This window comes from Pseudomonas sp. TE3895 (genome assembly GCF_056278855.1).
The window spans coordinates 5,904,629-5,917,313 of sequence record NZ_JBWBQE010000001.1 but is presented as its reverse complement, the minus strand read 5'-3'; the positions used below and the strand labels follow the sequence as shown (position 1 = coordinate 5,917,313).

At 63.1% G+C, this 12,685-nt stretch carries 10 protein-coding genes; 3 read left to right on the top strand and 7 right to left on the bottom strand.

Annotation, left to right across the window (positions count from 1 at the left end):
* Positions 1–265 precede the first annotated feature (265 nt).
* Positions 266–469 carry a hypothetical protein gene (locus tag ACZ889_RS26760; protein WP_003252072.1) on the top strand — a complete coding sequence of 68 codons (204 nt, stop codon included), beginning with the start codon at positions 266–268 and terminating at the stop codon, positions 467–469.
* Between the two features lie 69 nt (positions 470–538).
* Here ACZ889_RS26760 and cmoB read toward each other — a convergent pair whose 3' ends face one another.
* The 7 genes from cmoB to ACZ889_RS26725 all read right to left on the bottom strand — a co-directional run bounded on the left by cmoB (position 539) and on the right by ACZ889_RS26725 (position 11,607).
* Positions 539–1,495, bottom strand: coding sequence for a tRNA 5-methoxyuridine(34)/uridine 5-oxyacetic acid(34) synthase CmoB (gene cmoB / locus ACZ889_RS26755; RefSeq protein WP_004575433.1), 957 nt, complete (start codon positions 1,493–1,495; stop codon positions 539–541).
* Positions 1,492–2,235, bottom strand: coding sequence for a carboxy-S-adenosyl-L-methionine synthase CmoA (gene cmoA, locus ACZ889_RS26750; protein ID WP_004575434.1), 744 nt, complete (start codon positions 2,233–2,235; stop codon positions 1,492–1,494). Before cmoA ends, cmoB begins: the two co-directional genes overlap by 4 nt.
* A gap of 89 nt (positions 2,236–2,324) precedes the next feature.
* Positions 2,325–2,717, bottom strand: a complete 393-nt coding sequence (locus tag ACZ889_RS26745) for a protease inhibitor I42 family protein (protein ID WP_476257977.1) — start codon at positions 2,715–2,717, stop codon at positions 2,325–2,327.
* A gap of 151 nt (positions 2,718–2,868) precedes the next feature.
* A complete protein-coding gene (lon, locus tag ACZ889_RS26740; RefSeq protein ID WP_012053599.1) occupies positions 2,869–5,286 on the bottom strand; it encodes an endopeptidase La in 2,418 nt (805 codons plus the stop codon).
* A gap of 203 nt (positions 5,287–5,489) precedes the next feature.
* Positions 5,490–7,901: a glucose/quinate/shikimate family membrane-bound PQQ-dependent dehydrogenase gene (locus ACZ889_RS26735; protein WP_019752450.1), complete on the bottom strand. Its 2,412-nt coding sequence runs from the start codon at positions 7,899–7,901 to the stop codon at positions 5,490–5,492.
* Positions 7,902–7,931: 30 nt separating this feature from the next.
* Positions 7,932–9,266, bottom strand: coding sequence for a carbohydrate porin (locus tag ACZ889_RS26730; RefSeq protein ID WP_180689332.1), 1,335 nt, complete (start codon positions 9,264–9,266; stop codon positions 7,932–7,934).
* A 295-nt stretch (positions 9,267–9,561) separates the two neighbouring features.
* Positions 9,562–11,607 (bottom strand): TonB-dependent receptor, encoded by a 2,046-nt coding sequence (locus tag ACZ889_RS26725; RefSeq protein WP_476257976.1) that lies wholly within the window; start codon positions 11,605–11,607, stop codon positions 9,562–9,564.
* Positions 11,608–11,771: 164 nt separating this feature from the next.
* Here ACZ889_RS26725 and ACZ889_RS26720 point away from each other — a divergent pair, with 164 nt between their 5' ends.
* Positions 11,772–11,993, top strand: coding sequence for a VF530 family protein (locus ACZ889_RS26720; RefSeq protein WP_003252112.1), 222 nt, complete (start codon positions 11,772–11,774; stop codon positions 11,991–11,993).
* A gap of 1 nt (position 11,994) precedes the next feature.
* Complete coding sequence (locus tag ACZ889_RS26715; RefSeq protein WP_004575440.1) at positions 11,995–12,630, top strand: Pr6Pr family membrane protein; 636 nt, start codon at positions 11,995–11,997, stop codon at positions 12,628–12,630.
* Positions 12,631–12,685: the final 55 nt, after the last annotated feature.

The following is a 12,685-nucleotide window of genomic DNA, read 5'->3' as shown; positions in this document are numbered from 1 at the left end:
GACATCAGGGTCAAGCGCTCCAATGTTACGGCATGAAAAAAGGCCTGCGGTGCAGATAACGGATTTGTAATTCTGCTGTTATCTGGCTGTCTGTTCGGGCCTCTTCGCGGGTAAACCCGCGCCTGTAGGAACGGGTTTACCCGCGAAGAGGTTCGAACAGTCCACACAAGGCCACATTGCAGGACTGTAATCCCCGCCTCACCTTGCCGTTAGCCAGCCCTCGCTAGGATGGCCGTGTCTGATCGGTTATTACGAGGCAAACACGATGAACCTGACCAAATACCTGCTGTTGGCCACCCTTGCCCTGGGCAGCGCCAGTGTTTATGCCGAGGGCGGTGCGGAGCGCTCGAAGCAGTTCTGGCAAGCCTTCCGCGAAGACCAGCAGCGTCTGCATGGCGACAAGCAACAGGCTGTTGCCGAGCGCGAGCGCAAGGCGCAAGAGAAGGCGCGTGAGGTGGCCAAGGATTGAGGTAACGACACCTGCGCCGCGACGGCTCCTCGCCGCAGGTGTATTCAGGCGCCCCTGCGGGCGCCTTTTTTATTTGCGCGCCAGCAGGGTGGCGCGGCGTGGGGCAGGCAGGCCTTCGACGGTCTTGCTGTGGTCGTTCGGGTCGAGGAAGTCGCTCAGCGACTGGTAGCGCATCCAATCGGTGCTGCGCTGCTCCTCGACGCTGGTCACGCTCACGTCGACGCAGCGCACATCGCTGAAGCCGGCACGGCGCAACCAGCGGGCCAACGCCGGTACCGACGGCAGGTACCAGACGTTGCGCATTTGTGCGTAGCGGTCCTCAGGCACCAGCACCTGGTTTTCGTCGCCCTCGATAACCAGCGTTTCCAGCACCAGCTCGCCACCTTTGACCAGGCAGTCCTTGAGCGCCAGCAGGTGCTCGATGGGCGAGCGGCGGTGATAGAACACGCCCATGGAAAACACGGTATCGAAACCTTCAAGGTTGGCGGGCAGGTCTTCCAGGGCGAACGGCAGGTGCCAGGCCGGTAACTCCGGCAGGTATTGCTGCACGGCCTGGAACTGGCAGAAGAACAGCCAGTTGGGGTCGACCCCGACCACCATGTCTGCGCCGGCGCCGAGCATGCGCCATTGGTAGTAGCCATTGCCACAGCCCACGTCGAGTACGCGTTTGCCTTTGAGGTCCAGGTGCGGGCCGACCCGCGACCACTTCCAGTCCGAACGCCATTCGGTGTCAACGTGTACGCCAAACAGGTCGAACGGCCCTTTGCGCCAGGGCGACAGGCCCATCAGTGCCTGGCGCATCTGCGCGCGGGTGGCGTCGTCGCAGTCGCAATCCAGACGCAACCCGTTGACCAGGTCGACTTCACTGGGTTGCAGGGCGGGCAGGGCTTCCAGCGCCCCGCGCCAGCGGTCGAGGTCACCGTGACCCTTTTCCAGCTTGGCGTCCAGTTGCGCTTGCAGGCCTTGCGACCAGGAAGCCAGGGGCGTGCCCGCCAGGCGGCGGACGAGGGGAGACAGATCGATCATGGCAGGGCTATCAACGAGGCGAAGTTAAGGCATTGGAACCAAGGCACCACTTTCGAGAAGCCGGCTGCGCGCAGGCGTTCCTGGTGGGTTTCGAGTGTATCGGGCTTCATCACGTTTTCGATGGCACTGCGCTTCTGGGCGATCTCCAGTTCGCTGTAGCCATTGGCCCGTTTGAAATCCAGGTGCAGTTCATTGAGCAGGTCCTGCGCTTGCTCATCGGCGAAGCGCAGCTTCTCCGACAGAATCAGCGCGCCGCCGGGCAGCAGCGCCTGGCGGATTCGCCCGAGCAGTTCAAGGCGCTGGTCAGGGGCAATGAACTGCAGGGTGAAGTTCATCGCCACTACCGAGGCCGGCTCGAAGGGCAGGGCAAGGATATCGGCCTCCAGCACGTGCACCGGCAGCAACTCCTGGAACATCGAATCTTGTGCAGTGAGGTACTGCCGGCAGCGCTCGACCATGGCAGCGGAGTTATCCACCGCGATTACCCTGCAGCCGTCGCTGCGCACATGGCGACGCAGCGACTGGGTAACGGCGCCCAGCGATGCGCCCAGATCGTACAGTGCGGTGCCTGGCTGGGCGAACCGGGCGGCCAGAACCCCGAGGTTCTCGACAATGGTTGGGTAACCGGGCACCGAGCGCTTGATCATGTCCGGGAACACACGTACGACGTCTTCGTTGAAGACGAAGTCGGGCACCTGCTCCAGGGGTTGGGAGAAAAGGCGGTCGGGTTGTTTGCTCACGGCGAATCCAGGCGGCTGGTGATAGGCAGGGGGCGCATTCTAGCCAAACCGCAGCCGGGATGCATGGTTGGCTGACCAGCGCTGTGCGTTCAATTGACCCGAATGGCGCAATTGAAGGTCTGCACCGGGCGCACTTCCGGGGCCCAGGGTTGCTGGTAGACCAATACCAGGTTCCCTTCGCCGGCAGCGCGGGCCTGGAAGCGCCAGGTCGACATGCCCGAGCTGCCGACGATACCGGTGTCTTCAGGCGCGCTGTAAACCTCGGGGCCAAGGCTTTGCAATATGTTGGGCGCCGGGTTCTGTAACAGCCAGCGGTAGCCGGTGGTGGGGTTGCTGGGCAGGGTAAGCGTGAGGACCTGACCGACCTGCAGGCGCTTTGGGCATTCGCTTTCGGCGTCCAGGTCAACAGGCTGCGAGGGTTGTTGAGCGCAGGCAGAAAGCAGGGCGAAGCTCAGGGGAACGAGCAGACGAGGAGAGGTCATGGTGGCTCCGAAGGCTGGCGATGGCCTGAGGATAACCGATGATCGAGGACATTTGTGTTGCCTGTGCCGGCCCTTTCGCGAGTAAGCCCGCGCCTGCAGGGATAGCGTACCCGTGCAGGTGCGGGCTTGCCCGCGAAGAGGCCGGTACAGGCTAGAACAGCACTTTCGCCACGTCGGCAAAGCGCTTGGCGAAATGCACTGTCAGGCCTTCGCGCAGGTAGTCCGGCAGTTCTTCGAAGTCGCCGCGGTTGGGCTCCGGCAGGATCAGTTCGAAAATCTTCTGCCGCCGCGCCGCAATCACCTTCTCGCGCACGCCGCCAATCGGCAGTACCTGGCCGGTGAGGGTCAGCTCGCCCGTCATGGCGACACCCTTTTTGGCAGGCTGGTCGCGGGCCAGTGAAAGCAACGCGCTGGCCATTGTGATGCCGGCACTGGGGCCGTCTTTGGGCGTGGCGCCTTCGGGTACGTGCAGGTGGATGAACGCTTCGTTGAAGAAACCAGGATCCCCGCCAAATTGCTTGAGGTTGGAGCTGATGTAGCTGTAGGCAATTTCGGCAGACTCCTTCATCACGTCACCCAGTTTGCCCGTCAGCTTGAAGCCGCGGTTGTGGGTGTGGATGCGGGTCGCCTCGATCGGCAGCGTGGCGCCGCCCATGCTGGTCCAGGCCAGGCCGGTGATAACGCCTTTGCCAGCCAGTACCTGCTCGCTGCGGAACACCGGTATGCCGAGTGCGGTCTCCAGGTCTTTGGTGCCGATCTTAAGTTTGGCGTCGGGGTTTTCCAGCAGCTTGACCACGGCCTTGCGCACCAGTTTGCCCAGTTGCTTCTCCAGCTGGCGCACACCGGCCTCGCGGGCATAACCGTCGATCACCAGGCGCAGTGCGCTGTCGCTGATGCTGAGGCTGGTCTTGGAAACGCCGGCCTTTTCCAGCTGCTTGGGCCACAGGTGGCGCTTGGCGATGGTCATTTTTTCTTCGGTGATATAGCCGGACAGGCGGATCACTTCCATGCGGTCGAGCAACGGCCCGGGTATCGAATCGAGGGTGTTGGCAGTGCACACGAACAGCACCTTGGACAAGTCCAGGCGCAGGTCGAGGTAGTGGTCGAGGAAGTCGACGTTTTGCTCGGGGTCGAGGGTTTCCAGCAACGCTGATGCCGGGTCACCCTGATAGCTCTGGCCCATCTTGTCGATTTCGTCGAGCATGATCACCGGGTTCATCACTTCGACGTCTTTCAGGGCCTGCACCAGCTTGCCGGGCTGGGCACCGATGTAGGTGCGGCGGTGGCCCTTGATCTCGGCTTCGTCACGCATGCCGCCGACGCTGAAGCGATAGAATGGCCGGCCGAGCGATTCGGCGATGGACTTGCCGATGCTGGTCTTGCCCACCCCGGGCGGGCCCACCAACAGCACGATCGAGCCGCTGATCTCGCCTTTCCAGGCTCCCACGGCGAGGAACTCGAGGATGCGCTCCTTGATGTCGTCGAGGCCAGCGTGGTACTGGTCGAGGACTTTGCGCGCATGTTTGAGGTCGAGCTTGTCTTTGCCGTACACGCCCCACGGCAGGGCGGTGGCCCATTCCAGATAGTTGCGGGTGACGGCGTATTCGGGCGAGCCGGTTTCCAGGATGGCCAGTTTGCCCATCTCTTCATCGATGCGCTTGCGTGCCTGGGGCGGCAGGGTCTTGCCTTCCAGGCGCTGTTCGAACTGTTCGAGGTCGGCGCTGCGGTCGTCCTTGGTCAGCCCCAGCTCTTGCTGGATGACCTTGAGTTGTTCCTTGAGGAAAAACTCGCGCTGGTGCTCGCCGATCTGCCGGTTGACCTCGGCCGAGATCTCGTTCTGCAAGCGTGCGACTTCCACCTCTTTGCGCAGCATTGGCAGTACCTTTTCCATGCGTTTGAGCATGGGCACGCAGTCGAGCACTTCCTGCAACTGGTTGCCGGTGGCCGAGGTGAGCGCGGCGGCGAAGTCGGTGAGCGGCGAGGGGTCGTTGGGGCTGAAGCGGTTGAGGTAGTTCTTCAGCTCTTCGCTGTACAGCGGGTTGAGCGGCAGCAGCTCCTTGATCGCGTTGATCAGTGCCATACCGTAGGCTTTGACCTCGTCGGTCGGCTCGGCGGGCTGGCGCGGGTATTCGACTTCGACCAGGTAGGGTGGGCGGTGGTGCTTGAGCCAGTTGCGGATGCGCACCCGGGACAGGCCCTGGGCGACGAACTGCAATTTGCCGTTTTCGCGGCTGGCATGGTGCACCTTGACCAGCGTGCCGTACTGCGGCAGTGCCGAGGTGTCGAAGTGGCGGTGGTCCTCTGGCGGGGTATCCATGAAGAACAGCGCCAGGCAGTGGTCCGGTGACTTGGCCACCAGGTCGAGCGTTTCGGCCCAGGGCTCTTCATTGACGATGACCGGCAGTACTTGGGCCGGGAAGAACGGGCGGTTGTGGATCGGGATGACGTAGACCTTGTCCGGCAGCTGCTGGCCGGGCAGGGCGAGGGCGTGGCCGGTTTCGGCCTGGAGGGTGTGTTCGACTTCGCTGTGTTCGTCCGGGTGTTCCGGGAAATCCTGCTGGTCGCTCATGGGGCACCTGCGTGAATGACTATGGTGCTTAGATGGGGCGGGAGGGGATGGGTTTCAATGGTATGGGAGTGGCCTTGTGTCGCGATTGGGCTGCGCAGCAGCCCCAGCATCCATCCAGCATTCTAGAGCGTTGGGGCCGCTGCGCGAGCCAATCGCGACACAAGGCCGCTCCCACAGGGTTGAGCCTGCGGGAGCGGTGTCGCTTACTCAGCTAATTTGTAAGCGATGATGTAATCGCCCATCTTGGTGCCCAGCGAGCCATGGCCGCCGGCAGTCACCAGCACGTACTGCTTGCCGTCCTTGCCGGTGTAGCTCATCGGCGTAGCCTGGCCACCCGCTGGCAGGCGTGCCTTCCACAATTCCTTGCCGTTGTTCACGTCATAGGCGCGCAGGTACTGGTCGAGCGTGCCGCTGAGGAAACCGACGCCACCGGCGGTGACGATCGAGCCACCCATGCTTGGCACGCCAACCGGCAGGCCGATCGGCACCGGAGTGCTGTCCCGGGTGGTGCCGTTCTTGTGTTTCCACACCACCTTGTTGGTGAACAGGTCGATGGCGGCGACGTAGCCCCAGGCGGGTGCCTGGCACGGTACGCCGAGCGGCGACATGAACGGGTGCATGGTCACTGCATACGGTGCGCCGGTGTTCGGTTGCACGCCGCTGGTCTCGCTTTCGCGCTTGCTGCCTTCGGCAACCTGCTCACGCGGAACCATCTTCGACACGAACGCCATGTAGTTGGGCGAAGTGAACAGCAGCTGGCGCACCGGGTCGACCGACACGCTGCCCCAGTTGAATACACCTACGTTGCCGGGGTAGACCAACGAACCTTGTTCGGATGGCGGGGTGTACTGGCCTTCGTAGCGCAGCTCGCGGAACTGGATGCGGCACAGCATCTGGTCGAAAGGCGTGGCGCCCCACATGGCCTGTTCGGTCAGCTCTGGGCCGAGCAGGTTGAGGTCGGAACGAGCCTGGGTTGGCGAGGTGTGGTCGCCTTCCACTGCGCCTTGTGGGGTGGGGATCTCGCGGATCGGTACGATTGGCGTACCGTCGCGGCGGTCGAGCACGTACAGGCTGCCTTGCTTGGTCGGTACGATGATTGCCGGTTTCACGCCATCGTCGGTTTTCAGGTGTACCAGGGTCGGCTGGCTGCCGACGTCCATGTCCCACAGGTCGTGATGGGTGAACTGATAGTTCCAGCGTGCCTTGCCGGTGGCCAGGTCAAGGGCGACCACGCCGGCACTGTACTTCTCGGCGCCTGGGGTGCGGTCGGCGCCCCACTGGTCCGGGGTCTGGTTGCCCAGCGGCAGGTAGATCATGCCAAGGTCTTCGTCGACGCTGGCGATTGACCACATGTTGGCCGAGTTGCGGCTATACATTTTGCCGGCAGCCAATGGCTTGGTGTCGTCCGGGTTGTTGCTGTCCCAGTTCCACACCAGGTGGCCGTCGTGCACGTCGTAGGCGCGGATCACCCCGGACGGCTCATTGGTCGACTCGTTGTCGGTGACGTGGCCACCGATGATCACCAGGTCACGGGTAATCGCAGCAGGCGAGGTGGAGTAATAGCCGCCGGCGGTGAACGGGCCGATGCCGGTGGTGAGGTCGATCACGCCCTGGTTGGCGAAGCCTTCGCAGACCTTGCCGTTGTCGGCGTTGATGGCGATCAGGCGGGCATCTGCAGTCGGCAGGTAGAGGCGACGTGGGCAGGCTTGGGCCACGGCCTGGCCTGCGTCGGTAATTTTCGGCGCCGGGCTGCCGTCGCGGCTGACGTAGCGGTTTTCGTCATAGTACGAGACGCCACGGCACGTCATGTGGGCAAAGCCTTTGAAGGTGCCGGTCGGGCTCTTGACCTGCGGGTCGTAGCGCCAGATTTCCGCGCCAGTGTCCGGGTCCAGCGCCAGCAGGCGGCTGTGCGCGGTGCAGGCGTACAGCATGCCGTTGACCTTCAGCGGGGTGTTCTGGTTGGTCAGCTCCACCGGGTCGTTTTCGGTCGGCAGATCACCGGTGCGAATGCGCCAGGCCTCTTCCAGGCGGTAGGCGTTCTGCGGGGTGATCTGGTGCAGCGGCGAGTAGCGGTCGCCATGCTCGGTACGGCCGTAAGCCTGCCATTCGCCGTCGGGCATGGCCGGTGCGGCACTGGCCATTTCGCTGCTGTCGCGGCCCAGTTCGCCGAACACTTCACCGGGATGGGTGAACTGGCTGCCCAGCGCGCAAGCGCCCGAAGCGACCACTGCCAGGCCGAGCAGTGCAGTATTGGCTTTGCTGGCCGGGCCGATCAGCGGGCGACGTGCCCACGGAAGCAGCAGCACCACGCCGATGGCGAACCAGATGGCCAGACGGGGCACCAGTTGCCACCAGTCCAGGCCCACTTCGAGCAGGGCCCAAACGGTGCTGCCCAGCAGCACCAGGCCATACAGGCCCAGGGCGATCTGGCGTTGGGCCAGCAGCAGGATGCCCGAAAGGGCAAAGCCGATACCGGCGATCAGGTAGTACAGCGATCCGCCCAGCTGGCTCAGCTTGATACCGCCGGCCAGCAGGGCCAGGCCCATCAGCAACAGCAGCGCGCCAATCAGGCGCGGTAGCCAGCGGCTTCCTTGGTTCGCACCTTCAGTGCTCATCGTAGGTTCTCCGTCAGGTCAAAAAAGGGGTTAGAAACTGCTCTGGATCTTCAGGCCGCCGATCAGGGCGCCATCCACCTGCGACACCCCGCCCGGGTGGCGGATGTACTGCAGGTTGGGGCGTACCGTGAGCCAGTCGGCCAAATGGATGCCGTAGTACAGCTCGGCGCTGTACTCGGTGTCCTGCACGGGCAGGAAGCCTGGGTTGTCGTAGTCGTAGAGGCCGGCGGCCTGGTTGGCCAGGCGGGCGTTCTTGCGATAGGCAGGGTTGACGTGCACGCGGGCCAGGGCGAAACCGATGTCGTCCTTGGCGCGGGCATCGAAGGGCCCTTTGAATACCAGTCCTGCCTGCACATAGTTGTCGATGGCATTGGTCTTCTTGTCATGCACGGTGGCGTTGGCGAAAACGCTCAAGCCGCGTGACTGGTCGGACGCCAGCGAGGTGACCTGCTGCTGGGCGCCAATCCACAAGCCGTGCTTGCTCGAGCTGCTGCGGTAGGCGGCGCCGCTGATGGCGGCCGGCTGACCGTTGCTGTCCTTGAGAACATCTTGTGCTTTGGCATTACTGTAGTAGTAGCCGGCACGATATTCCCCTTTCAGGCCTTGGATACGTGGGGTCCATACCAGTTCGAACGGCATTACCGCACCTTGGGTGCCGCTGCCGCTGAGCTTGAAACCATTGCCAGATTCAAGGTTGGAAGGGTTCTGCTCGAAGACGCCGACCTGTGCGTACAGCTCAGAGGTAAGGTTGTAGCGCACGCGCAGGGCCCACTGGCTGACTGGCCAGTTGTACCAGATGCCACCTACCCAGTTGCCCACCTGCGAGCCGCAGAAGGCCAGGTTCTGGAAGTCGCAAGGGAAGCTGTTGAAGTCCTCGCCTTCACCGAAGCGGCCGAATTTCACATCCAGCGCACCGTCGAAGTACTTCTGCTTGATCCACATCTGCGTCAACCGCCAGGTTTCGCCGCGGCCCCAGACTTCCTGGGCGGAGGTGAAGCCGCCGACACGCGGGTCGTTGATGCGGTCGTTGCTGATGTTGTCGCCGTGACGCTCGGTGACGGTCAGCTGGAGTTCGGTGTCGTGCCAGCCGAGGATCTTGTCCAGGTCCAGGTGGCTGCCAAAGGTGAACTGGTCGCTATAGCGCGCTGTGCGGTCGTGGTCGTAGCCGCCGTGCAGGTTGCTGCCCATCTCGCCGGTGTAGCCAAGGGTAAAGTCGTAGCCCTTTTCCAGCAGTTCGCTGCGGGTTCCACCCCAGTCGCCGAGCATCCACGGGGAGTCGCTGGCGAACATTTCGCTGGCGCTGGCGGGGGTTGCCAAGGCACTGAGGGCGAGGCCGATGTAACAGGTTTTAGGCAGTTGGAACATGAGATAGCGCTATCTTTTGATTATTGAAAAAACGGCAAGCGCATCGAAGGGCGAGCCCCTCAATGGATATGGCGACAAGGTTGTTCGATGAAGCGTTTCAGCTTGCGGCGGGGAGGATATAGGGGAAGTTGTAAGAAAAAAAGACAAATTGTCGCAGAGGATTGTTGTTGAACGGGCAACAGTCGTCATTAATCGAGGCCGGTGTAGGAGCGGGTTCACCCGCGAATGCGCCGGTTGACCTACCATCGTCTTCGCGGGTGAACCCGTTCCTACACCGATCTTCGTCGCTTGTGGTTCAGAAGGTGGTACGCAACCCGACTTCCACACTGCGCCCCGGCGCCGGTGCGATATCGCGCAGGATCGAACTGGCGTAGCGCACGGTCTGGTCGGTGAGGTTTTCGCCGCGTACAAACGCCAGCCACTGGCTCTGGCCAATGTCGAAGCGGTAGCCAACGCTCGCGCCCAAGGTGGTGTAGCCATCGGTGCTGGTTTCGTTGGCGGGTTTGCGGTGCTGCGACGCAGCGTGCTGCACGTCTACCCGCGCCTGCCAGCGGTCCAGTTCCCAGACCAGGCCGCTGTTCAGGCGCAGCGGGGCGATGCGGGGCAGTGGCTCGCCGCTGTCCAGGTTCTTGGCCCGGGTGTAGTCACCGGACAACTCCAGCGCAAAGCTGCCGTAACGGTTCTCGGCCAACTGCCAGCGGTCCTGGGCCTCGATGCCGTAGAAGCGCGCCCGCACGCCTTGGTACTGGTATTCCGGGAAGCCGTCGTCATGATCGTGGTCGTGGTCATCCTCGTCATGGTCGTGATCATGCCCGCCCTCACGCAGGTTGCCGGTGCCAATCAGGCCGATGTAGTTGCGAAAGTGGCTGTAGAACACCCCAACACTGCCTTTGTGGGTGCCGTTGTCGAAGCGCAGCGCCAGGTCGGCGGAAATCGCCTTTTCCTTGTTCAGGCTGGCGTCACCAACTTCAAACGCGCCGGTGGCTACGTGCGCGCCATTGGCGTACAGCTCGTAAAAGGTAGGGGCGCGCTCGGTGTAGCCGAGGTTGGCGGCCAGCGACCAGATGGGGTCGAGCTGGTACACAGCCCCCGACGACAGGCTGAAGGCGTTGAAGCTGCTGGCGCTGTCGGCGTCGACGAAGTTCTCGTTGCCTTTGGCGTCCGGGTCTACGCGGGTGTGCTCCATGCGCGCGCCCAGGCTCAGGTTCAGGCGTTCGGTGGCTTGCCACTGCTCCAGCATGAACAGCGCCACGCTGTCGGTATCGGTATGCGGGACGAAGGCTTCCTCGCCCAGGGCGGAGAATTCGTTGCGGCTGACCTGGGCACCGATCACCCCTTCCACCGGTCCGAGCGGCTGGTGACGGGCTTCGATGCGGGCTTCGTAGCCCTTGTTCTTGAAGGTGGTGTGGACCTCGCCTTCCTCGATTTCGCTGTGTTCGTAGTCGGTGTAACCAGCATCTACCTTGACCGAGCTGAACGGGCCGTCGAGGTCGCGCAGTTCGGAGGCGAAGGCGTAGTGATCCTGTTTCATGTCCAGGCGCACGCCGGACTCGGCCACCGAGCCGTAGTTGCTGTCGTAGCGGCTGTACGACAGGCCGGCGTAGCCGTGGTCCCAGTGGTAGGCACCACCGATTGCGCCGCCGTCCTGGCGACCGTCGCTGTTTTCCAGGCGGTGTTTACTGCCGGGCTCGTCGGCATCGCGCACCTTGGCGCTGCGTGCGTAGCCCGGGATGCGCAGGTCGTTGAACTGGCGGCTGTTGGCGTCCAGGTGCAGGGCGAAGGCGCCGTTACCGGCCTCAAGCTTGCCGGCGCTGCTGCGGGTGGTGTCCGCGCCGCCGTAACGCAGTTCACCGGCACCGTGGATGCCCTCGATCGGCGAGTCCGGGATGCGGTTGTCGAAGGTGTTGACCACGCCGCCGATGGCGTTACCGCCATACAGCAAGGCGGCCGGGCCACGGACGATTTCGACGCGGTCGACCGTCACCGGGTCTAGGGGCACGGCGTGGTCATAGGACAGCGACGAGGCATCCAGGGCGCCGACGCCGTTGCGCAGAATGCGGATGCGGTCGCCGTCCAGGCCGCGAATGACCGGTCGGCTGGCGCCAGGGCCGAACCAGGTAGAGGCGACACCGGGCTGCTTGTTCAGGGTTTCACCGAGGCTGCCGTGCTGCTGTTGCAGCAGGTTGTCGCCTTCGAGCACGGTGCTGGGAGCCGCCAGTTGGCGGTTACCCAGCGGGTTGGCGGTGATGACCTGGGGTTCGAGCTCTACGGCCTGGCTGGGGGATGCAGCCAGCCAGAGTGCGACGGCAAGGGGGGAGAGGCGAAGCGGTGTGTGCAGCATGGGGATGGGGCGTTCCTTGGCAGAGGCTTTTATAGTGTTACAACATAACATAACTATTCCATCACAGAGGTTTTGCCTCTGACCAGCGATTTTTCTGTCGACTTGACGGATCCCTCCCACCACTACACTCGTGTAAGGTGCGCATCTTTCCTACGGAGCACAGCATGAGCACGGCCCAACACAACGCGCTGCACGGCAAGACCCTTGAACAGATCCTCACCGAGCTGGTGGCGCACTACCAATGGCAGGGCCTGGCCGAGCGCATAGACGTGCGCTGTTTCAAGAGCAACCCGACCATCAAGTCGAGCCTGACTTTTCTGCGCAAAACGCCATGGGCGCGGGAAAAGGTCGAGCAGCTGTACGTGAAGCTGCAGCGTCAGGCCTGACATGTCGCGTCGCCCTTGGCTGACCGGCATGGCTGTGCTTGGCTGGTTCGGCCTGGCCGTGCAGGTGAACCTGGTACTGCTGGCGCGTTGGCAGGAACAGGCCAGCCTGATTGGCGGCCTGATCAATGTGTTTGGCTATTTCACTGTGCTGACCAATACCCTGGTGGCAACGGTGCTCAGCTATGCCGCATTCGGCCGGGAAGGCCGTGGAAAACGCTTTTTCCTGTCGCCCTCGGTAAGCTCTGCGGTGGCCGCCAGTATCGTGCTGGTGGCGCTGGCCTACAGCGTGCTGCTGCGTCATTTGTGGCAACCACAGGGTTGGCAATGGCTGGCGGACGAGTTGCTGCACGACGTGATGCCGGTGCTGTATGCCCTGTACTGGTGGTGCGAGGTGCCCAAGGGCAGGTTGCGGCTATGGCATTTGCTGGTGTGGGCGGTGTACCCGGCGGTCTACTTTGGTTATGCGTTGTGGCGGGGGAGCGAGATTGGCGTGTATGCCTATCCGTTCATTGATGTGGCCAGTCTGGGGTATGGGCAGGTGATGCTCAACGCCCTTGGGGTGCTGGCGGGTTTCTGGGGGATAGGGCTGGTGTTGCTTGGGCTGGATCGGTGGCGGGGGCTGCACAGGTTGGCTTGACCTGTACCGGCCTCTTCGCGGGCAAGCCCGCTCCCACAGAGCAATCACACGCCCA

Coding starts and splice junctions, on each gene's coding strand:
- ACZ889_RS26730 (WP_180689332.1), bottom strand. CDS start 9,266: ATGTTCCAACTGCCTAAAACCTGTTACATCGGCCTCGCCCTCAGTGCC.
- ACZ889_RS26725 (WP_476257976.1), bottom strand. CDS start 11,607: ATGCTGCACACACCGCTTCGCCTCTCCCCCCTTGCCGTCGCACTCTGG.
- ACZ889_RS26745 (WP_476257977.1), bottom strand. CDS start 2,717: ATGACCTCTCCTCGTCTGCTCGTTCCCCTGAGCTTCGCCCTGCTTTCT.
- ACZ889_RS26760 (WP_003252072.1), top strand. CDS start 266: ATGAACCTGACCAAATACCTGCTGTTGGCCACCCTTGCCCTGGGCAGC.
- ACZ889_RS26715 (WP_004575440.1), top strand. CDS start 11,995: ATGTCGCGTCGCCCTTGGCTGACCGGCATGGCTGTGCTTGGCTGGTTC.
- ACZ889_RS26720 (WP_003252112.1), top strand. CDS start 11,772: ATGAGCACGGCCCAACACAACGCGCTGCACGGCAAGACCCTTGAACAG.
- cmoB (WP_004575433.1), bottom strand. CDS start 1,495: ATGATCGATCTGTCTCCCCTCGTCCGCCGCCTGGCGGGCACGCCCCTG.
- ACZ889_RS26735 (WP_019752450.1), bottom strand. CDS start 7,901: ATGAGCACTGAAGGTGCGAACCAAGGAAGCCGCTGGCTACCGCGCCTG.
- lon (WP_012053599.1), bottom strand. CDS start 5,286: ATGAGCGACCAGCAGGATTTCCCGGAACACCCGGACGAACACAGCGAA.